8 protein-coding genes are annotated in these 23,524 nt (G+C 62.2%); 2 read left to right on the top strand and 6 right to left on the bottom strand.

From position 1 onward, the window contains the following. The first annotated feature begins 144 nt into the window (after window positions 1-144). Both BGE01nite_RS01220 and BGE01nite_RS01215 read left to right on the top strand, forming a co-directional pair. The gene (locus BGE01nite_RS01220; RefSeq protein WP_146848427.1) at window positions 145-1,815 is read left to right on the top strand and encodes a dihydroxy-acid dehydratase domain-containing protein; all 1,671 of its coding nucleotides are present in this window, start codon (window positions 145-147) and stop codon (window positions 1,813-1,815) included. Window positions 1,816-2,152: 337 nt separating this feature from the next. Continuing rightward, window positions 2,153-8,116: an Ig-like domain-containing protein gene (locus BGE01nite_RS01215; RefSeq protein WP_146848426.1), complete on the top strand. Its 5,964-nt coding sequence runs from the start codon at window positions 2,153-2,155 to the stop codon at window positions 8,114-8,116. Window positions 8,117-8,207: 91 nt separating this feature from the next. On the opposite strand, the gene BGE01nite_RS01210 is transcribed toward BGE01nite_RS01215, so the two are convergent. The 6 genes from BGE01nite_RS01210 to BGE01nite_RS01185 form a co-directional block, all read right to left on the bottom strand. After that, window positions 8,208-8,942 (bottom strand): hypothetical protein, encoded by a 735-nt coding sequence (locus BGE01nite_RS01210; RefSeq protein ID WP_146848425.1) that lies wholly within the window; start codon window positions 8,940-8,942, stop codon window positions 8,208-8,210. A 44-nt stretch (window positions 8,943-8,986) separates the two neighbouring features. Next, window positions 8,987-9,886: a PilW family protein gene (locus BGE01nite_RS01205; protein WP_170266513.1), complete on the bottom strand. Its 900-nt coding sequence runs from the start codon at window positions 9,884-9,886 to the stop codon at window positions 8,987-8,989. Between the two features lie 52 nt (window positions 9,887-9,938). Then, complete coding sequence (locus BGE01nite_RS01200) at window positions 9,939-10,457, bottom strand: type IV pilus modification PilV family protein (RefSeq protein ID WP_146848423.1); 519 nt, start codon at window positions 10,455-10,457, stop codon at window positions 9,939-9,941. Then, window positions 10,454-11,149 (bottom strand): pilus assembly FimT family protein, encoded by a 696-nt coding sequence (locus tag BGE01nite_RS01195; RefSeq protein WP_218032866.1) that lies wholly within the window; start codon window positions 11,147-11,149, stop codon window positions 10,454-10,456. The genes BGE01nite_RS01200 and BGE01nite_RS01195 overlap by 4 nt, the downstream gene beginning before the upstream one ends. Window positions 11,150-11,287: 138 nt before the next feature. Then, window positions 11,288-14,707: a pilus assembly PilX N-terminal domain-containing protein gene (locus BGE01nite_RS01190; RefSeq protein WP_146848421.1), complete on the bottom strand. Its 3,420-nt coding sequence runs from the start codon at window positions 14,705-14,707 to the stop codon at window positions 11,288-11,290. 6 nt (window positions 14,708-14,713) lie between these two features. After that, on the bottom strand, window positions 14,714-23,506 hold the full coding sequence (locus BGE01nite_RS01185; RefSeq protein WP_146848420.1) for a choice-of-anchor I family protein: 8,793 nt from the start codon (window positions 23,504-23,506) through the stop codon (window positions 14,714-14,716). Window positions 23,507-23,524 lie beyond the last annotated feature (18 nt).

Genomic DNA, 23,524 nt, shown 5'->3' with positions numbered 1-23,524 from the left:
CTTGATGACCTCATTCTGCGCCTGAACCCCGCATCGCGGTATCCGACCATGGCTCTAGGACCTTGGTCGGAGGTGGACAGACAGCTTCCCGAGCTTGAGCCCGGGCCTGTGCATGACTATGAAGGGACTTACCCACCCAACGTCATGTCCCAACCTCTCAACTGGAACTCCTCCTCTCTCACCCACGGCTGGCAGCGTGGGGTCAAATCCTTCTACTGGGGGCTTGGCTTTAGCGAGGCGGACTTCGACAAGCCGCAGATCGGCATCGCCACACCGTTGCTGGACGGGAACCTGTGCAATCTGCGCGCGCATGAGCTGGCCAAGGCTCTGCAGCAAAGTTGCGCGGAGACGGGACTGATCGCGTTTCCTTTCGGCGTCAGCCCGGTGAGTGACAACATCACCCAGGGCCATGAGGGCGGTGCCTCATCTCTAGTCTCGCGCAATCTCATGGCCAACGGTGCGGAGATGGTGTGCAGCGCGCATCGCTATGATGGCATGATCGGCCTGCATCATTGTGACAAGAACGGGCCTGCCTTTGCCATGGCGCTGGCACGCATGAACTGCCCGGGCCTCATCGTGAATGGCGGCAGCATCCTCCCCGGATGTCATCAGGGCCGCTCGCTGACCATCCTGGATGCCTATGATTCACAGGCGCAGGCGAACAGCGGCCAGATCACCATCGAGGAATCTGAAACCGTCATCCGTCATGCCTGTCCTGGAGCGGGTGGCTGCGGCATCGCAGCTTCTTTCAATACCTGGGGTGTGGCTCTCGAAGCCATGGGCCTGAGCCTGCCAGACACCTCCAGCATTCCTGCGGTGGATGCTGGCAAGCTGGATGATTGCGCACGTGTCGGCGCGGCCATGCGCCGCCTGCTAGAGCTGAACCTGCGTCCTCGCGACATTTTGACCAAAGCTGCCCTAACCAATGCCATGGCAGCGATCGCCGCCATGGGCGGCTCCACCAATGGTGTGCTGCACATCCTCGCGCTCGCGCATGAGGTGGGGCTGGACTTCACACTGCGTGATGTGCAGGTCATCTGCCGCAGGACGCCGGTGTATTGCAACTTTGCTCCGCGTGGCAAGGGGACCATGGCAGACCTGCATCGCATCGGCGGCACGGCCATGCTGCTGAAGCATTTCCTCAAAGCCGGTGTGCTGGATGGCTCATGCATCACCGTCACCGGACAGACCCTGGCGGAAAACGTGGCGCATTGCCCCGATGTGCCTGCGGATCAGGATCTCGTCGCACCATTGGGACAGCCCTTCAAAGGTTATGCAGATCTGCAGATCTGCTTCGGCAATCTCGCGCCGCACGGCATGGTCTTCAAAGTGTCCTCGCGCTCGGATCCGAAGTTCCGCGGTCGTGCCATCTGCTTCACCAGCGTGAAGGAAGTGTCTGATGCGGCGGCTGAGAAGCGCATCCAGCCTGGACACGTCGTGGTGCTGCGTGGCGTGGGTCCCATCGCGGCCGGCATGCCGGAGCTTCTCGTCGCCAGTGCTGCTCTGGCCGTGCCGGAGCTGGATGGCAAGGTGGCCTTCCTCTCGGATGGCCGTGTGTCCGGTGTCTCGCATGGTGTCATGGGCATTCATTGCTCGCCGGAAGCCGTGGTGGGCGGACCCATCGCCGCCGTGCAGGATGGTGATGAGATCGAGTTCGATGTGATGGCAGGCACCGTGCAGGTGCACGCGGATCTTGATGCACGCTCAACCTCCTGGCCGAAGCCTAACTATCAGCGTGGTTATCTGGCGGACTTCGCCGCGACCGCGCAGCAAGCGCACGACGGATGTGTCTCCGCCTGGGTGATGGGACGGTGAGGGTCACGCCGGTGGATCGAAGAGAAGGACTTACTTGAGTTGGAACTCTCGACGCTTGCGGATCGCAGACCTCCAGAAGGTTCTCGCCGAGCAGCAGCGGCAGGTGGCGAAATGGACTGCGCACAAGGTGCGCAGTCCATTCGTGTGACAAAATGTTCACTGCCGAAATCGTTGAGACGCAGGATGTGACGAAGGCGTGAAGCGGGTCACTTATGATGGCGTGAGACTCTGTGCGTGGTGGTCGTGAACGCTGCGCGTGCCCTTCAGGGCAGCTCACTCTCAGCTTCGGCACTTTAGCCGGATCCAAGACCGGCTCGCCCACATCCCTCCCGATTCCATGCACCGTTTGTCCAGCCTCCTGGCCTCCGTTTCCTTTCTTTTGGTTATGCCTGCGGGCATCCGCGCCCAGACCACCGAGTTTGGCGGCATCACCGTCATCCAGAACAATTCCGAGAACACGGAAGCCTCCGTCACCCTCACGAAGGCTCCAGGCAGCTCGCCGTACTTCACCCTCACGGGCGGCAACCGCGGGGACTATGGTCTGGACTTCGGCACGGGAGTGGACACGCAGGCTGGCGTGCTCATTCCGTATGTATCGCAATTGTCCCGAGACAACACCGCCCAGGGGGACACGGTCGGACGCTTCTTTGCCACAGCAGCCACCGGGCCCAACGATGGTCTGTCAGATTATACCATCGCTCTTTTCAGCGCGCCTGCCGGGGATGAGGTGAACATCGATGTGAACTTTGGCTTCTTCCCGTACAGCAAGTGGATCGGCGGCAACGCACGCAATGCGGCGAACAATGGCGAGCTGACCGAGCTCTCAGGCAGCTCCGGACTGGTGCTGAACACACACTTCACGGATCTGGCCACTCCAGGCGGCCAGTACACGCTGAGCATCAACACCCTGACCGGAAACAATGCCTCGCAGAACGGCATTCTGCTCGTCACCGGCGCGCGCAATGAGGACAACTATGCGCTGTCACAGGCGAACGCGAACGGCAGCTTCACGATCTACTGCCACGACAACGGAGTGGACGGCGCCACCTATGAGAATGACGGCGTCGGCTTTGTGTATGTGCCAACGGCGAAGGTGGGCACGGAGCATCTCACCGCCATCGGTCGCGTGAACAATGACGCCAGCATGGATGTCTCCGCGAAGATCCCTGGCAAAACGACGACGGTGACCAAGGGTGCCACCGGAATCTGGTATCTGCAGATCAGTGGTGAGTCACCGGCCACCGGCACGATGCTGGTGAGTCCGGAAGGTGGAGTCGGCAACACCACGGACAACATCGTCACCTGCGGTTGGGACCAAGCAGGCAGCCGGTGGGTCATCGAAACACGCGATCTGCCGGGTGCCACGCCGGGCTTGCAGAATGCCTCGGCAGCTGCGGATGATGTCTTCAGCTTCGCGTTCTTCACCGCGCCGGTGCTGCCGGTCGTCACGCTGACCTCTCCTGCTGCTGGCAGCGCTGGCGCAGCCCCGGCTGGTGTCACATTAGAAGCCACGGCCACAGATGCAGATGGCAGCGTGACCCAGGTGGAGTTTCTGCGCAACGGACTGGTCATCGCCACCGACGCTACGGCCCCTTACACCTTTCAGGATAACAACCTCCGGGCAGGTCATCACGACTATCAGGCGCGTGCCACCGACAATGAAGGCAACATGGCCACGACCGCCGTGAACCAAGTCCGGGTGACCCTCGCACCCGCCAGCATCCCGGCGAACACCGCCCTGTCCTTCGATGGCACGAATGACTACGTGACCATGGGAGCCGCGCCGACACTTAACGTGGGACAGATGAGTGATGCGGGGTTCACTCTGGAGTGCTGGTTCAACCGCGAAGGCGCGGGTATCACCTCAGGGTCCGGCTCAGGAGGTGTCAATGGAACGCCTCTGTTTGGCAAAGGCCGTGGCGAAAGCGATGGCAGCAATGTGGACTGCAACATCTTCTTCGGCATCAACGCCGAAGGCCGGCTTGTGGCAGACTTTGAAGCCCAGCCTGCCACGGGTGTGACTGCTGGAGACAACTTCCCCATCACCGCCACGCATGACCCGGTGACCAACAACGCCTGGCACCATGCCGCCGTGACTTACGATCACGCAACCAGCACCTGGAAGATGTATCTGGATGGTGTTCCAGCCGGCAGCATCACCGTCACGGCGAATGCACGTCCGCGTTTGGACAGCATTCAGCATTTTGCGATCGGCACGGCCTTGAACTCCACGGGTGTTACCGATGGTGCGTTCCGTGGACGCATCGATGAAGCGCGTGTGTGGAACTATGCTCGCAGCGCGTCCCAGATCGTGGCAAGCAAGGATCAACCTGTGAGCACGGCGCCAGGGCTGATCGGCCGCTTCGGTTTGAATGAAGGCACTGGCACCTCCACCACCAGTTCCACAGGTTCCCACACCGGCACACTCACCAACGGACCGCTTTGGGTGGAGGGCATGCCTTTCGGCGCCGCCAACACCCTGCCAACAGTCGCGCTCACTGCGCCTGCGGCGGTTTCCAGCAGCGCGGTGTCTGCCCCCGTCACACTGCAGGCGGCCGCGACGGACGCTGATGGTCTGGTGGTCAATGTCGAGTTCCTGGTGGATGGAGTCGAGGTCGGCGAGGACTCGAGCTCTCCGTATAGCTTCACCTGGACACCGCCGGCGACCGGGCAATACACGCTTCGCGCCCGAGCTCTGGATGACCTGGGCGGCAGCAAGGAAAGTGATGCTGCGACACTTTATGTGATGCCGACGGCCAACCATCCCGCTGTGTCTCTGACATCTCCGGCGGATGGTGGCTCAGTGACAGGTGGCACCGCGAATCTTCAGGCGCAGGTGTTTGATCCGAATGGCGATGCCATGACCGTGACCTTCTACGGCCGCCATACCGTGCCGGCGACACCGGGGCCGGATTTCAAGATCGTCCAGATCCCGGACACGCAGTTCTATTCGGAAGGCGCCGCAGGACATGCTGACACGATCTCCGTGCAGCAGCTCATCGCCACCTTTGGCGCCCAGACTGAATGGGTCGTGGAGAACCGGAAGACGCGAAACATCGCCTTTGTCAGTCACATGGGTGACATCGTGCAAAAGGGCAACAACGGCGGCAACAACATCGAATGGACCCGCGCTTCCGCGGCGATGGCGAAGCTGGAGAACCCCATCACCACCTTGCTCGGGCACGGTGTGCCCTTTGGCGTGGCACCGGGCAATCATGACATCTCGCCCATCGGAGATTATGATGACGGTTCCACCTCGTTTTATAACCAGTTCTTTGGCACGAGCCGCTTTGCCAAGCGCAGCTACTGGGGCGGCAACTACGGCAGCGACAACACGAACAACTACCAGCTCTTCACCGCCAGCGGACTGGACTTCATCGCCATTCATTTCGCGTATGACACCACGCCCAACGCGGCCATCCTGAACTGGGCCGATGCGTTGTTGAAGGCACATCCGCACCGCCGGGCCATCGCCACCAGCCACTCCATCATCGGCGGCGGAAATCCGGCCAGCTTCAGCGCCCAGGGCCGCGGCATCTATGATGCACTGAAAAACAATCCGAACTTCTTCCTCATGCTCTGCGGCCACATCCACGCGGAAGGCCGCAGAGCGGATGTGTATCAGGGCCGCACAGTCTACTCCGTGCTCTCCGACTACCAGGGCGCCACCAATGGCGGCAATGGTTTCCTCCGCACGCTGACCTTCTCCCCGTCCACCAACTCCATCAAACTCGAAAGCTATTCACCGACTCTAGACCGTGCTGTGAATGCGAGCGACTCGATCCCATCCTGGGAAAACACGGTGAACCTGCCTTACAACATGCAGACCCCGGTGATGGGCTGGCTGCCGCTGGGAACCGTCAGTGTGGCGGCAGGCGGTCACAACGCCGCCCTGAACTGGACCGGCCTGGAGGACGGCAAAAACTACGAGTGGTATGCGGCGGTGTCAGACGGCAGCCTAACCAGCAGTTCCGCAGCACGCCGCTTCACCCGCGCTCCCAACGCCGCGCCCACGGTGAGCCTCGTCACTCCCGCCCACCAGGCTGTGTTTGGCACGCCGGTGAACATCGACATGACAGCCACGGCGGCAGATTCGGACGGCAGCATCCAGCGCGTGGAGTTCTACCGGGACGGCACCAAACTTGGCGAGGACACCTCCACTCCGTATTCTCACACCTGGAGCAACGCCACCGTGGGCACCCATAACATCGTGGCCGTGGCCGTGGACAACGACAAGGCGGTCACCATGTCCAACATCGCCAAGATCACTGTGGTGGTGGGTGATGAGCCTCCGGTCATTGCCATCACCGCGCCCACGAACGGGACGGCTCTTCCCGCTCCAGCCAGCATCACCCTCACTGCCACGGCCACCGATGCGGAAGGTCCGGTGGACAAGGTGGAGTTCTTTTCCGGCGGCACCTTGCTCGGCGTGGATACTCAGGCTCCCTTCAGCCGCAATGTGACTAACCTGGCTCCGGGCACCTACACCTTCACCGCAAAGGTCACGGACAGCATCGGCCAGGTGGTCACCTCGGATCCTGTCATCGTTTCCGTCTTTGTCGAGGCCACCGCACCGTCCGATGTTTCCAGGCGATCCGTCGGTCTGTTTGACCCGCCTGCATGGACCGTGGTGGCCACCAGTCCGGCGCCTTATCATTTCAATCTGCCTGGCAGCAACGATGGTGATGTCGCGCTCAAGATCGCCGGAGCCGCTGTGCCTTTCAGTGGCGGCATCACTCTGGCAGCGAGCTGGAACAGCCCGGCCAGCATCGCGGGGAATGTGGACTCTTATGACAACCTCTCGCTGCCCTTTGCCGGTGCGGATGGCAACGCGAACATCAGCGTGCTGGACAACAGCAACAACAACGCCAGTGACGACAATCCCACCACGTCCGAGCAGACCTCCGGCGTCAGCGTGGCCCATCTCCCCTACGCCGCAGGCTGGACAGGAGCGAGCGTGAGCGGTGCTGGAGTCGTGTTGAGCGGGAATCTTCCTGCCGGCGTCACGATTTCCAAACTCGGAGAAGCAGGCATCTACTCCATCGACGGGCTTTCCACGGCTGGAAACTTGCTGGCGGTGCCAAATGGCAATGGCGGCACTTCCGGTGACAACGTCTGCTCCGTTCGCATCCAGGAGGGCCGATGGCTGGTGGAGGTCCGTGACAACGGTGCCTCCGAGCAAGACGGTGACTTCTGCTTTGTCTACATCCCCGCGACGACTCCAGGGGTGTTTGCCGCAGCCGTCAGCAGCGCGGGAGTGGTTTCGCGGATGAATGCCGGCCTCACCAGCTTCGGCACGCTGACAGCCACTCCTGGCACTGACGGACTGGACCTGCAGTTCGGTGATGGCTCGGTGATCAATCCAAGCACTGCCGCGCTTTTTGTGACCGCAGACTCCACGCGCGCCACCAATGCCCTGGACAACCTCGTGGCCTGGTCCGCCAACGGCAGCAAGTTCCGCATCTTCAGCCAGGACCTGCCGCAGGTCAGCGGCACGCATCAGGCGATTGATGTTCGCATCCTGGTCATTCCATTCGCGCCACCTGTCTCCCCGCCTGCGAACACGGTCACCATCAGTGCTCCAGATGCGACCGCAGGTGAGCATGGTTCCGACAAGTCCCTCAGCTTCACCGTCTCCCGCAGTGGCAGCACAGGCGCGGCACTCACAGTCGCTCTCGCCGCAGGCGGCACCGCCAGCCCTGAGGCTGACTACACCGGCTTTAGCAGCAGTCTTGTGATTCCCACAGGCCAGTCTTCCGCCAGCCTTCCCCTCACCGTGCTTGCGGATGACATCGCCGAGGGCACGGAGACGGTTCAAATCAACATCGCCAGCGATGCAAACTATTCGTTAGGCGCGACCGCCATCGCCTCCGCCAGCATTGCCGACAACCCCGCCCAAGACTGGTCTCTTGCCAATATCAGCAATCCAGACAAACGCAGCCCTTCCGCCGATGCCGATGGTGACGGCCTCTCGAACCTTCTGGAGTATTTCATGGGAACGCCGCCTGAGGATGGCAACAACGGCGGAGGGATGTCTGTCACCACCACGGGGTCCAGTGCCGTCTTCACCTTCAAGCGCGCCTTGAACCGCGAAGACGTCACGGGAGAGGTGGAGTGGTCCACGGATCTCGTTCATTGGTTCCGCGGCGGTCAGAGCAACGGGGCCGTGACGCTCGACATTCAAGTCAGCACTCAGTCATTGCCATCCGATGATCCCCAGGTGATGCGCGGCACCGCCACGACCACCGGCGGAGGCCCGCTGCCTGGAAAAGTGTTCTTCCGGCTCAGTGTGACGGAGTGAATGTGAGCATGAAGAAGGGGCGGACTGCCAATCGCAGATCCGCCCCTTTTCCTTTGATACCAACTCCAATCTTGGTGCGTCTCGCCTGACCTTACTGCACGTCGTTGCGCAGCTGCGCGAACTTGAGGCTGCCATCCGTGCCGGTGAAGAAGACGACGAACTTGTCAGCACGAACATCGAAGTTGAGCACGCAGACCTCCTTGCCCTGATGATTGATCGTGGGAAAAGTGCCCATGGAGCGGGTGATCGGGACACGGACGGGTTCGCCAGCCCGGGCAGTCGCAGGGGTGCCGGCGACTTGAAATTCCATCACATCATTGGCGGTGAGCTGCACGATGGTGACACTGACATCCTTCGAGCGCGCAATGCTGGCCGGTGACTCATCGAGATGCCAGACGAGGCGCGGGCCGTCCTTTTTCGGCTCGGCTTTGGCGGCCGCCTTGGCCACCTTCGGCTCCTCCGGCGGCTTCTCGGTCTTGTAAGCGACGATGGTGCTGATCCTTCCAGTCTCCAGCGTCACGGTGAGCTTTTCCTTGCCCAGCGTTTCATGCTCCAGCTCCACCTGGTAAGTCTTGGGGGCGAGGGCGATGCCCTCCGTGGCGAAGCCCTGCTTGAAGCCTGCTGGATCCGCCTCAATGCCATCAACGCGCATGAACAGAAGACCGGGCAGTTCCACCGCATCCACCAGACGGAGAAAGGCGAAGTCCGTGGGAACCTCCAAGGCACGCAGCGGCAGAGGCGCCAGGGCCGAGGCGGCCAAAGCCAGACTATTGGTTAGGAAACGGCGGCGTGGCAGGGAAGGGGAGCTTTGAGCAGAAGGGGTCATGGGAAACGGAAAGCAGCAGGAAAAAATGGAACGAGTGGCGAAAGCTACAGAGCCATGGTGGGCAGGCGCAGGCGCATGGAGAAGGTGCGGACCTCCCGGTCATCTTCATAGTCATCCGGAGTGCCGTTGTTTAACTCACGGGCCAGGATGCCTTCACCACGCCAGTCCAGGGCTGTCTTGAGCTGACGTCCAGTCGCGCGGTTGGTCACGCGCAGAGTCACCTCCACCCAGTTGGGCAGGCGATGCTGCGGCCAGGTGGGCAAGGGCGTCTGATTCGGGGCCAGACTCTCCAGCGCCTTGCAGTCAAAGCGCATGACGTCATGGGCCAGGATGGAGTTGCGGGCTCCAGGAGGTGCCCCGGAGGAGCTCGCGGGGGCGCTTTCAGGCGGAGTCTCCAGCTTCACCCAGTCGTCCTCAAAGACGAGGGGCTGCCCGGTGACTCGGTGTCCCTGGAGCCTGAGGTAGGTCTCCGCAGGGGTGAACTCCCGGCGGACGAGCTTCTGGCTGCGGGCATCGAGCTCCAGCCCGCTCGCACCACCATCCTGGGTCAGGGCCACGCCGTAGAGCACCAGCTGGAGGTCTCCCCGGCCGCTGCCCGAACCCGTGGCCACACGCTTGGCAGAGCGGAGGAAGGCCAGCCGGCAGGTGGACACCGAATTGGCGGTGCCGGGCTGGACCAGGAAGCGCGTGGGCTGAAGGCCGGACACCGCCTGAGGATCAAGCTCAAGAGGCCCGCCACCAGGAATCACCACGATGGACGCGAGATCATCCGCGAGAAGACGCAAAGCCGCGCGGGCTTCACGCTGGCTGGAGAACTGCTTGTCCTGCTTTGTCCAGGAGTCCAGGGATGAGACCATGCTCTGCATGAGCGCGGTCATCAAGATCAGCGCCACCGCCATGGTGACGATGAGCTCGACCAGGGAAAAGCCCGCCTGACGGTGCAAGCACTGCGGCGAACGACCAGAATGATATGTCAGAGTTCCTTGCATGCCGGCATCATTTCGGGATCAAGGAGGCGTACCGGCGCACCGTGCGTCCGCCAGCGGGACCCGAGGCAGGGGACTCCACACGGATGACGACGCTGTCCATCAACGGGTCGTTTGGATCGACCACGCGATCCACACGCGCAAAGTAAGTCGCGCTGGGCAGGCTCGTCCCGGAGTCATACATGGCCAGGACGTTGTCCGCAGGCACGCTGCTGTGCTTGAGAATCCGCATGGACTCATCCAGCAGCACGACCAGGGGCTGCGCCTGGGCGCCGGGTTCAGCAGGCCGCGGCAGATCACGCAGCTCTCCGGCCAGCTGGCGGATCAGCACGCCGGAGATGGTTACTTCCTTCGAGTCCTTGGCCATGCTCAAAGAGCCGGCCAGCATGCCGATGATGCCCAGGAGACTGGTGGCGGTGATGGCGATGGAGAGAATGCACTCCACTAAACTGAAGCCCTGCTGGCATCGTCGTGAGTGCTTGGTGCGGCGTGCCGCGGAGGTGTGTTGTTTGGGGGGGGATGTTTTCATGGCAAAATCATGGGCGTGCCGGAGTTCCTGCGCACAGCCACCCAGCGGCACTCACCCGGCTGGTGGGCTCCGCCACGCTGAGAAACAGGTCCGTTGGAGCTCGCAGTACCTTCCGCGATGGCGATCAGCAGCGTGTCCTGGGAGGTGGTGTCAGGTTCAGGAAAGACGACCTCGCCGAGGGAACCAAAGCCCAGGCAGGGAAGCTCCACCGTCTCATCACTCCCCGGCAGCTTCACCCTTCGGATTGAATTCGGGGCCGTCAGCACATTGCCACCGGCGGTCGATGTGGCTGCGGCGATGTTGCTGAAGACGTAACCGGTGGGGAGATAGAACCACTCGGCGATGGCCATGTAGTCGTCCGGGGCCTCGGTGGAGGTGTCCTCCGCACAAAGGATGGCGGAGCGATAAGGCTCGCCCGTGACGAAATCACCGCTGGTGGCAAAGGCCACCATGACAGGGCCTTCCCCGTCCATGGAACGACTGCGGGCGAGATCACACAGCGCGGTGATCTCCGTCACCGCGGTCAGGCCCTGGGTCTTGCCGATCACGCCGGTGCTGCTGCCCACAAGCGCGATCATGAAGGCGATGATGCCGACAACGACAAGAATCTCCACCAGTGTGTAGCCGCCGCGTGGCAGCTTCACAAGCCGGATGGAGGTTTTATCGCCTAACAAATGATGCTTTGTTTGCATTGTTGACATGCTCGCTTTTCGCGAGGGCACCAAGTCGGCTTCAACACGTGAAACGGCAACTCATGCTGTGTGTCAACCTTGTTAGATAAGGATGCCCGACCTGGCCCTGAAAATGATTTCTCTCCTCCGAAAACGCGCTTAGAGCGCCCGCGAATAGGTGATCTCCACATCCTGGCGCTCGATCGTGCCGTCTGCACGACGCACCGGCCTAACAAAAACATGGAAAATGCGTGAGCGTGTGGCGGTCACGTGGGTCGTGCCGTCACGGTCGGTCTTGAGCGCCTGGCCGCACACCACCACCTGGAAGTGCCGGCTGCGTACCGTGCTGTTGTTCCAGAGGCGGGCGAAGAGCTCCTCGGCCCCGGCATCACTCCACTCCGGCGTGACCTTGCGGTCATCGGAGGGATCACGCTTGGTATAACCAAAAACAGGAATATTTTCCGCCAGCGGCAGCAGCGCCGGTTCCTTGGTCATCTTGTCCGCGTCCGCGCGAGACAGCACGGCCTTCTCCGCCACCTCGGCCGGAGTGACATACGGGCGGTTCTGAATGATGGCGGACGCCATGACATCTGCCTGGGCCTCCGTGCGGCTCCGGCTGGCCGGCAGCATGACGACGGGTGTCGCGGCATCCGGTTCAGCATCGCCGCTCTGGCGCTTCAGCCTCGGGTCGGCCGAGAGCCTGCCGGCAATCAGGGCACGCAGTGTTTCACGGCTGGCGGTGTTGATGTTCACATGGCCGTCGATCCGCACGAGCGGTCCCGTGTAGCTCGCGGCCTCCACGGCGTTCGCATCACCGCAGTGAAACAGGTCCAGCAGAGTGGAGGCGGCGACCCCGCGGTTCTTCGGGCGCCCGGCGTCCGGCCGGATCCGATAGTCAGGACGGAACAGGCTGTGCTCCACGCGACCGATGCGCAGAGTGTTGCCGCCGCAGAAGAGCTTGTGCGCATCCAGCTCCTGCTGGCTCGGATTGAGTTTGAGGGTGGCCGCATCGAGGTCGGCGTGCTGGGTATACGTCACCGCCTTGTCAAACCAGGTGTCTCCATTGGGATTCCACATGATGGGGTCAAAGATGTGCCCCAGCTCGGTCATGCTGTAGTAGCGTCCGGCATTCGAGATGCGCTGCACAAACTTCTGCCGCTCTGCCAGACTATTGGTTGGGTTGACCGTGGGTGCCAGATCGAGGCTGTCCGGGTCCAGGTTGCGGTTGTTGATGTGATCAGTGCACGGAACGGTGTTGTGACCGCCATCCGGCCACAGGTAGGTTCTGGACTCACCCGGGAGGTAGGAGTCCATGTTGCTCCGGAAATTTCGGCCGCCAGGGCTGGAGCCGGCGGTGTAGGAGATCTCCTCCTGATGGTAGTCGATGTAATAGGCGGCCCTGGAGTCACCGACATTCCAGGCAAAGCCCTTCTGGCGGAGACGATAGGCCAGTCCAGGCTCGTTGACGTTGAAGAGCTGCTTGGGTGAGCTGGTGTTGACCTTCTTTTCGTAGCGCTCCAGGGGAGTGAACGGCAGGTCCACCACCGTGTAAGTCGGCAGCACGGCGCCACCGGATTCATCCGTGGGACGGAAGGCCAGGCGGTAGCGGCTGTCCCGATCATCCTGGTAGTTGTTGTTCACCGCCGTTCCGTAGTAGGCCACACCGGTCACATTCCCCAGCTCACCGCCGTCGAGCTTGAAGATCACGGGAGCAAATGCCAGAACCTTGATTTCGTTAGGCTGAAGAGTGACCGACTGCGGCTGGAACCAGTACCCCAGAAGGCCGTCAATGGGCTGCGGCTTCTTGCAGTCCGGATCCTCTTCATCCACCATGTGGAGGGAGGACATCACCGGATAGCTGCGGGAGCCCAGGCTGAAGCGCCCCTTGGCCTCGAAGCAGCAGGTGACATCACCAGTGACGACATGGTTCGTGGGATTGTAGAGCTCCACGTAGTCCGTGATGGACACCTTGACATGACGGCCGAGGAACTCATCAAAGCGGTAGCGCTGCCAGTACTCGTTCACAATGGGATAGGAGTCTCCGCCGCGGTACTCGATGTTTGCCTCATCGCCGGGGGAGGCTGCGCCGCCCGACGGAATGTTGACCGAGGGCAGGCCGTCCTTGTCAGCGTAGTCCAGCATGCCGGCCGCCAGGTTTTTGAGATAGGCCATTTGGCGGATCTCCCGGTTGCCGGCAGTGCGCGGCAGCGGATAGCCACCCGCACGCAACTTAAAGTTAGGCAGGTGACGGTTGATGTGCGTGGCCATCTCATTCACCGCGGCGGTCATCTTCTGATGGTCCGCAGGGCCCGCCGCCCCACCTGTGTCGACGAGGATCTTGTTGAGGTTCAGTTTGCGTTCACCGCCAAACTCAAGGCCGGGTCCATGAGGAACCAGCGCCAGCTCATCATAAGGCGCGAGGTAACCGGTGGTGTTTTCCTCCAAAGCCCGCAGCTGTACATCGGCGAGCGAGCCGTTGGGCAGCCGAGCGGCAGGACCGTTCAGCCGCACCAGCTCCAGACCGGGCCAGTCCGTGAGAGGATCAGGCGCCAGCAGCAGCTCCCTCCACATTTCCGGGCTGAAGGCGAGACGCTTGGAGTTCACGGCCGTCAGGCGGTGATGCATGGTGTTGAGATCAGCCGGGATGGAATTGCTGGTGAGCGGCTCCAGGTCAGGGCGCAGAAGCGTCCAGACAGAGGCTGGGCTGCGACGCCAGCGGGCGGCCTTGTCAATTTTGAAGCCCGGGATAAAAGGAACCGCAGGTGGAATGACCGTCTGGGTCATGTCCATCTCACGATACGGCAGATTCTTGTCGCTATCGTGGACACCCACGTTGGCCAGGTTGAGCTTTCCCTGCAGGTCTTCGACATAGAAGCTGTAGCGGGCCACGACCTTGTCTTGTTCAGGCTGCTCTTCCTCCTCCTGCTCGCCTTCGTCCTCCTGCCCGCCCACTTTCTTGCCTGACAGGCGCATCTGCATCCAGAAGCGGGGCACGCGCGCCGCCCAGGGAGTGGGTGTGGGAAGCCGCCTGGCCTCGATCGCGTTGGCATCCACGGCCGGGCCCACCATCTTGTCCGTGGCAGGCTTGGATTCAAAAGCCACCGCCGGCATCTCCAGGTTGGCACCATCGACCGGACGTGCCACGCCTGAGGCCAGGGGCTGGTACTTCCACAGTTTGGCCGTGGCATCATAATTCGCCGCCATGAGCATCTCACGCGGACGCTGCTTGTCATCCAGCGCAGGTGTGAGGGGCACGGAGAACATGACCCCCAGCTCATCTGCCAGCGCCCCCTTCAGCATGACACCGGCACGGTCCAAACCCGCCTGCACGGCCAGGTCCGCCTGATCCACCGCATCATAGCTGGCAGAGGTCTGCCGCTCACGTGACACGATGCCGAAGAGCCCCACCACCAGAATGGTCACCGCTGCCAGGATGACGAGGGTCACGACCAGTGTGAACCCGTTTTTTGTTAGGCGGCGCCCGTCTTGCGGACGCATGGATGCCGTGCCTGTGAGTGTCTGCAGTCCTTCAGGCTTTGCGTGGCTGCGGTGGGAATCGGTCTGGGGGGGGATCAACATCAGGGGTTATTTTTCAAGTAGCAGGGACGAAGTTCGGAACTGGCCCTTCTTGCCAGTCACAGGGACACGGATGCAGCCGGCACCGACGCTGCCATTCGGCAGACCACGGAGCAGCACACCACTGACAGCGGTTTTCCCGGCAAGGATCTCGCCCGTGGCGGGCAGGGTCAGCGTGCCGCTGAAACCTTCGTCCGCTTTGGCCACCGTACCGGTCCACGCAGCGGAACCGCTGGCAGGTGCCGAGAGGGTCAGGGCAAATTTAGAATCCAGACCGAAAGCCGTCGGCAGGAGGAAGGCAGCTTCCGGACCGTTGCTCAGACCAGCGCCTTCAATCTCCACCTGCAGTGTGGAAGCCGTGAGGCCGAGCGCGGTCGCCAAGTCCGTGGAGGTCTTCACTGCCTCCAGCGGAAGGGGGGCGACGATCGAGGTGACCTGCAGCGGGGCGGCAAAGCCTGCATCGTAGCTCAGCTCCTTTGCGTCAGCCGCTTTGTTCCAGGTGCAGCCAGGAAGGAGCTGCTCAACCGTGGTTTCCGGCTGGCCCACATCTGGCAGCACGATCACACCGCCGAAGTAGGACCCCGTCTTGTTCGCATAAGGCTGGTTCCAGAGGATGGACTGTCCGGTGACACCCATGTAGGCGGCCAGGGTGATCGCCTGTCCGTCACCGAGCTGGCCTTTGAAGGCGATGGCACCGACATTGCTGACGGAGCCCTTGGCCCAGCCGAAGCCAGCTGGGTAGGCGATGCCATCCTGCTCACCCGCATCCCACACCAGGTTCAGCTTGCGCGTGGTGGGCGGGCTGCTGCCCATGTTGGCCAGGCGGAAGCCGCGCAGGCTGCCTGCGGAAGTACCGGCGGTGTAGGTGCCGCTCAGCAAGGCGGACTCCGTGCTCACATTCACGCTGACGACCACGTCCGGCGCCGGGGTCTTGCCCTTGAAGGTCATGCGCAGTTCAGCGCGCGGGCGGCCTGGAGTCAGCTCATAACTCCCGGTGCCAGAGATGCGGGCCTGGCCGATGATGTCCAGAGATCCGGTCCACAGATTCGGACGCGTCAGGTTGATCCGCACAATGCCTTGCGGACGACCGCTGGCATCTTCCAGAAGCGCCTCGTAACCCGCCAGCAGACGCACCGGGAAGGCTTCGACATCAAACTGCAGATTGATGGCCTTCACGGGCTCAGTGCCTTCCATCACGACTAACTGCAAGTCGTACAGCGCCGCATTGCCGCTGATGATGCCCGAGAGGCGGTTCGTCACAGGGTCAAACTTCAAACCCGCAGGCAGCTTGCCGACCAGCTTCAGCGTTTGCGTGCCTGAGGCAAAGACGTTCAGATTGAGATCCACCTTGTCACCCACGCGGAGCACGGAGTCACGGCTGGCGCCGAGGATGAGTTCTTCCAGATCGGTGAAGCCGTCACCATCACTGTCCTGACCTGTCACCGGCGGGACCGTGTCGCCACGCTTGCTCAGGTTCTGGATTCTTGTGTCCAAAGCCTCAGCCACTTCCGCTGCGCGGTAGGCCAGCGCCAGGCTGCCGTGCTTCTGCAGCAGATAGGCCGCCAGCGCATCTTGCTCGCCGAGACCATTGACAGGCAGCTGCGGACTCACGGTGAAGTCCAGTCCTTCGTCGGCAAGCACCGGTCCGAGAGTGCCATCCGCCAGAAGATAGCGGAAGTTCTCGCCATGAGCTTTCATCGGGTAACCAGCCGCGCCGTTTGCCAGTGCGTTGAGAGTCACGACGCGGATCTGCGCCGGTGCTCCGGGGATCAGGCCGGTGCCCAGTCCGCCCAGCTTGTAAACCGGTGTCACGGTGACTCCATCTTCGTTCAACAGCGCGATGGAAAGGATGCGTGATCCCGGAGCCAGGCTCGGATCCCAGGCGAACTGCACACCGCCGATCTGCGGGAAACGGTCCTGGCTCACACCTTGCGCCACACCGTGTTCGAGGATCGCCTTCAGACCTGCAGGTGTGGTGTCAAACACCATGAGACGCTGGTTGCCGCGGAGAGCGTTTTCAATGTCGAGCTGGGAGATGGCGCCCACTGCTTTGGACAGGGACGGGTTTGCCAGAGGGGCGCTCTTCTGCACGCTGTTGCCGCTGCCCGTGACGGCGCCGATCTGGCCGGTGATGCTGCCGGCGTGACGCAAGGAGACGATCGGCACGCTGCCTCCCACGATGGTCCGCAGTGCCTGCTGACCTGCGTCCGCCGTCAAGTTGCCGAGATTGGATTCCTGGCTGCGCACCCATGGAGCCGCGCCTTCCAGATACACTGCGGAGTAGCCATACACGATCTTGTCCTTGGCTGCGATCTGCGCCTGCAGTGCGTTGGTCACTGCCTTCACCTGACCACCTTTAGTGCTGGTGGCAAAAGCTGTGGTCGCGAGGGAGGTTTCAGCCACGCCCCACGCCGCAGCCACATTGGCCGCGGTGGAGGCATAAGCACCGCTCTCGTATTCGTGCTCGGTCAGCGAATCGGTGATGACATCGCCATTCACATCGAAGTCCACCACCAGACGGCCGAGGTAGGTGTACTCACTGTCGGTGTTCACGATCAGCAACGGCTTGCCGTCCTTGTTCACGGCGCGCACTGGATAGGTGCCGGCAAAGCTGGCCGCATGACCTGCAAAGTTAGCAGCCACATCGTCACCATCGCCTAACCGGGTGTTCGACCCAGCCGCCACGATGACATCGACACCGGCCACCTTCGCGGCCAGCGCGTTTTCCGAAGCCAGGTTACCCAGGTGGGAGAGCAGCACGATCTTGTTGATGCCTTCCGCGAGCAGCTCATTCACATAGGGCTGGATCTGTCCGGCGAGGAGATCCAGGTTCACGGTATTGCCACCGTTAACCGTTGTGCCTTCCAGCATGGTCAGAGAGGCCAGCAGTTGAGTGGTCACACCGACCAGACCGATTTTCTGACCGCCTTTGACCACCACGGACACAGGCACCAGACGGCCCTTCAGAGTCGCGGCATCAGGCACGGCAGTGGCATTCGCATTCAGCGGCACGTTGGTCGCCAGAGCGGAGAGTTCGGTGTCAGCGGTGAAGTCCAGGTTCAGCGCCAGCAGCGGGAACTTGGCACCCGTCCAGGCACCTTCAGGGCGGATGGCATTGGCGAAGACAGTCGAGCCAAGATCCCACTCATGATGGCCGATGGCAGAAGCCTCCACGCCGATGAGATTGTGGATGGCAAAGTCAGGGCGGCCAGGAGCTGTGACTCCGACGGCGGAGAGGGCGCTGAGCTGGGGCGCCGTGCCGGCGCTCATGAACGGGCCTGGCACAAAGCTGTCGCCACCGCTAACAATAAGCGTGTTCGCGTAGTCGTCCTCGAAGGTATCCACCATGGCGGCCAGGTTCGGCGCGCTCTGGGTCGAGATGAGACCGCCCTGGGCATCTGAGAAGTGCAGGAGCTGCAGGGTATAGCGGCTGACATTGAAGAAGCTCACGGTGTTGCTCGCCTCGTTGGTCACCGCGATCATCGGCTGGCCGTTGGGGGACTGCGCGGCCGTGATGAAGGTGAGGCCTTCGGGGTTCATGTCTCCCGGCACGGCAACAAAGCCCGCACGCGTCACGTGCAGTGGATCCGTCACATCAAAGACCATCACGCCATGTGAGCGCTCCAGACCGGCAAACGCATAGGTGCGTCCTTCCACCTGACCGATCACCACACCTTCGGGCTCAGGTCCTTTGTTGTCACTGCGACCATCATCAAAGTTCGATCCACCGATGCTGGCGGCCATGCGCTCGATAAGGTCGGCACTGTCATAGACCCTGACGCCCGCGGAGTTGAGGATGGAGATGGAGCGCCCGCCATAGGCAAGGATGCGATCCACATCTCCATCGTTGTCGATATCACCGCGCAGACCGGCGGAGTTGGACGCCGCGAGACGGCCCAGTTTGCCATTCGCCTTCAGGTCAGCAGCATTCGGAAACACCGTGGGATCCAGCACGTAAGCCGCATTGCCCACCTGGATGGACTCCTGCTGGAAGTCGTTGCGGTCATCGCCCTCATTCGCAGTCACATAATAGGTTTGGCCGTTGGCCTGGAAGGCGGCGATGGCATCTGGCATGTAGAGGCCGAACACAGGATTGCCCGTGGTCAGGTTGGTGATGCCTGCCGTGCCTGCCGCGTTGTCACGGTCGCTGAAGTCAGCCAGCAGAGTGCTGAAGTCCTTTTCACCCAGAGGCACGATGGAGGTGAAGGCCTTGGTGGTCAGGTCCAGAATGGCCACGGCGTTGGCTTCCTGAAGCGTGACCATGGCGGTCAGGCTGTCCGGAGAAACCGCGATGTACTCAGGCTCGAAGTCCAGAGACGGCGCGCGCAGAATACCGGATCCAGGAGGGTTCTCAAAGATGCGCACTCCCTGGGCCTTCAGCGTCGCAGCCTGAACATCGAAAGCAGTGAAGCCAACCGTGGTGACGACGGGTGCCGCGAAGCCGGAGATCACGTCGATGATGGAAACCGAGCCTGGCGCTGTGTCCGCGCCCGCATTTTGCATCTCACCTTCATTGGCCGTCAGCACCTTGGTGCCGCTTGGGGAGAAGGTGATCATGTCTGGCAGCACGCCTACCGTCACAATGCTCAGAAGAGCGCCATCAGCGGCATTGAGGAAGACCACCTTGCCCGGCTGGTCCTTGACGAGATCCGGCACGGCCACAGCGACGACGCCATTGCGAACCGCCACGCTGGTGATGTCCGTGGAGTTCAGGCTGAAGGGAGCCTGGGTGAAATTGATGATAGGCAGCTGCGCCGGGAACACCGGATCATTCATCGCCAGGATCTGCAGGCCGCTGCTGCTGGTGACGAACATGCGCTTGCTGGCGGGATCGTAGGCGGAGATTTCAGAACCGGCCAGGGCCACCGTGGACACGTGGGAGAACTGCAGAGGTGCACGTGTGACGATGGTGCGAGCAGGCGGGACAGTGGCGGCTCCGTTGAGCACGCCAGGGGAACCGACATCCGCGCCGACCACGGCAGCGCGACCGCCGAGACGGAAGGCATTCGCAGCCAGATAGCGCGGCGCGCCCACGGCCGAAGCCGGGTCATAGACGAGGGCGATGAAGTCATTCGTCGCAGCCGCCGAAAGTCCGGCGTGACCGCCAAGCGAGGCGAGGTTGAAGGGGCGCAGGAAGGCGCCAGCGGCATAACTAAAAGTAAAGACTTCAACGCCGTTGTTGGTGTAGAGCGTGATGCTGTCATCCGCATCCAGCGAAGGAGCGCCTGTGGTCTGGAACACCTTCACCTGGCTTGTGAGCCCCCACCAGGCGCGGAAGGCCGCCGGATCAGCGGTCGTCAGCACGGCGGATTCCCCGGCAGCCAGGGAAGCACCCGCTGGCAGTTTCCAGGCCTGGGCTGCCACCACATCGCGGCGGCTGTCGTCCCAGGTGAAGCCTTCCAAGGAGACTTCCTTGGTCGTGAAGTTGGTGACCTCCCAATAGTCGGCGGCGCCTGCAGGAGCACCGCTGGACTGGGCAGACTGGATCTCCGTCACTCGGAGATCGGGCGGCGGCAGGTCGCTGTCGTCCAGCACGATCAGATCCTGGCGTGCTGGAATGGCCGCAGGGGCGGTGGCCGATACCTGGACTCTCTGCGCGCCATCAACAAAGAAGTCGTTCAGCGCCGTCACGTCGAAGCTGACCGAAGTCTGCGTGGCAGGAATGGTGACCGTCACTGGCACTGAGACTTCTGTCACATCACTGGAGAACAGGTGCACTTCCAGAGCCGCAGTGGCATCACCCGAGCGGATCAACGTGCCAATGGCGGCGGGATTCACCGCGCTCTCTGAAAACAGTTTCGGAGCGATGGCCAGTGAAAGTGCAAAAGTTGGTTCGGCGATGGCGCCGCCGCCATGGCCTGGAGATCCCACATCAGTGCCCGTGACGGCCGTGGTGCCGCCATGGACTCCGGTGCCTGAGAAAGTGTAGCGCGGATGCACCACGCCTGAAGCGGCTTCCCAAACCAGGGAAGAGAAAGCAGGACCGCCTGCGGACTCACCCGCATGACCACCGAGGGAGGAAAGGCCGTCCACACGATTGAAGCCAGCCTGCGCATAAGACAGCGTGGTCACCGCCGTGCCGGTGTTGTTGAAAAGAGTGATGCTGTCGTTCGCATCCAGCTCGGGCGAGCCGACGCTCTGGAAAACCTGGACCGTAGGCGCGATGCCCCACCAATTGCGGAAGGCGGTTGGGTCAGCCTTCGTGAAGATCACGGACTCACCGGCAGCGATGGTAGCACCGGCAGGAGCAGCCCAGGAAGCAGCAGCGGAATAGCTGCGGCGGGAGTCATCCCAGCGATAGCCCGCCAGCGACACGGGAGTGGCACCCACGTTCGTCAGCTCCCAGAAGTCTGCGGTGCCGACCGGTGCCGTCAGAGACTGGCTGGACTGCACTTCGGAAATGATCAGCGTTGGCGCCACAGCCACCTGAATGCTCACAGCTTCCGAGGTGGTGATCAAGCCAGCGGAATCCGTGACCACGGCGGTAAGGGAGTGAGCGCCAGTGGCTGCACCAGCCCAATCGAAGACGAACGGCGCAGCAACCGCTTCGCCAAGTTTGGTGATCCCGTCGAAGAACTCGACCTTGGCGATGGTGCTGCCCGTGGCAGCAGCGGCGGTGGCGGCCAGAAACACATTCGTGCCTGGCAGAAAACGATCACCTGCAAGAGGCTGGGTCAGGGCCACCTGCGGGGCCTGCTTGGTGAGAGGCGCGCCAGGAACCCACACAGGTCCGTTGATCAGCGTGCCCTTGGTCTGGCGACCTGCGCTGCTGGAAGTCTGAAGACCACGACCTTCATCGAGGCCCAGGCGGCCCACAAGACCACCAGCGTCCAGCACCACCGCATCACGCTGGCTCAGGATATCCGTGGCGGATCGGGCGTAGTTCCAGATGCGGACCTCATCAATCACGCCCGGGAAAGCGCCCTGGGGCACACCGGTGGAGTTGAGCGCCGTGCCGATGCCGACCGGCATGATGCTGTCATGGCGGGGCAGGGCACCAATGGTGCTGCTGGCGGTGCCAGCGGGCACGCCATCGAGGTAGAAGGCCCAGGCTCCCTGAGCGGTGATGTAGGTCACCGCAGCGTGATGCCACAGATTATCCGTGACAGGCGCGTGAGTGGCAGTGGCGCTGAAGTCTGCACCCGCCGTGATGCCCGTGCCCGCGAAGGCTTCAAACTGTGCTTTCAGAAGTCCGCCTGCGGTCAGACCGAGCACATAGTTGTAGTCCACGTTGCTGTTCTCCGCCTGATCACGACCCTTGCTGATCAGCGGCAGCATGTTGCCTGCACCTGCGGCCAGCACACCTTCACCTTCCTTGCGGAACCAGCACTCCAGGGTGAATCCGTTGGCGGGCGGAGCGGCCACACGCAGCTCAGGTGCCGCACCCAGGGTGACGTAGTCATTCACGCCATCAAACCACAGCGCGGAGTTCGCGATCGGGGCCGCGGGATCGATGTTCACCGTGATCTGCACCGGCGTGCTGGAGACAGCCATGCCGTTGTCATCCGTCACACGGGCGATGTAGCGATAGGTGCCGGCCTGCAACGCGTTTTGCGGCAGCTCATAAGGAGCTTCGGTGTCAGTCGCGACGACCACGCCGTTGAGCAGGAACTCCACTTTGCTAACGATGCCGTCCGCATCCGCAGCGGTGGCACTGACGGTGAAGCTGGCCGGAGCCACAGGCGCGTCACCATTCACCGGAGAGGTGATGGTCACCGTGGGAGCCTTCAGTGCGCGGAAGAAGGCGAAGCTGAACATGTCCTCCGTGGCCGCGCCGTTCTGCAGCGCAGGCAGCGCCGTGTCATCAACGATGTCACGGCTTTCCACCACGTACCGGCTGTTGGCCGGATCCCACTGATAGGTGACCACGTTGTCGAAGTTGTTCGCGCCGCCACCCTCAGGACTAACCATCAGTGTTCCCGTGTCAGGGTTGTGACCGGTGACCTTGATGTACCACTGGCCCGTGCCGCCTTTCGTGATGGTGACAGGTCCGGCCACGACCGCAGTCGTGGCATTGCTCTTCACCCGGCCGAGGGCCACAAGACCGTCTGTGTTCAGCGCTGAGGTTGGCAGATAGACGAAGGCCACGGGGTCCTGTTCGTTGGCGGCGCCGGTGGCGGCGTTGTCCCGCACAAACATGTTGAAGGTGCCGTCGGTGTTGGCGCGGGAGGTGGCATAGTTCGCCTCGTTCTTGCCGTGGGTGACCAGCAGCACGCCGTTTTGCGCGGTGTAGTCTCCGAGCGACTTGAGATTGAGCAGGAACACACCGCTGCCCAGGGTGCGGAACTGCGTACCCAGGACAATGCCGGGGCTGGAGCGAAGCTGGTCCGTGACGCCACCGTTGGTTCCGGCCGCATTGCGGGCAAATCCACCTAACCAACGATTATATGGAAAGAAGCCCGCCGCCACATTGACGTTCACCTCGCCCAGCCTGGGGCTGTCATTGACGGGAATGAAGTAGCGAAGACCTGAGATGTCCATGCAGGACGTGCCAATGAAACGGCCGATCGTGTCTCCAAATGCTGTGTTATCACGGACATTCTCCGACACGCAGGTCACCATGACACCGGTGTTGAGGTCCTCGGCATTGCCAAAGGTCACGTCGAAGTCACCACGGTTGCCGCCTAGCGCAGTCACAAAGTCGGAGCTGCCCACGGAGCGTGTCAACACCACCGAGGTGGCGTTGTTGAGCGCATCGTTTTGCTTCGCCAGAATGGTGCCGACCTGGGTGGTCTGCGCGGAGGCGAGCCACGGCGCGGCAAGGCTGAGCAGCGCCAGGGGGAGGGAACGAAGTTTCATCATCGGGGGGAATCAAAAAGA

It is taken from the genome of Prosthecobacter gellanilyticus (assembly GCF_007992435.1).
GTDB lineage: Bacteria > Verrucomicrobiota > Verrucomicrobiia > Verrucomicrobiales > Verrucomicrobiaceae > Prosthecobacter > Prosthecobacter gellanilyticus.
The sequence above is the reverse complement of the archived record's forward strand: the minus strand, read 5'-3'. Positions and strand labels throughout refer to the sequence as shown.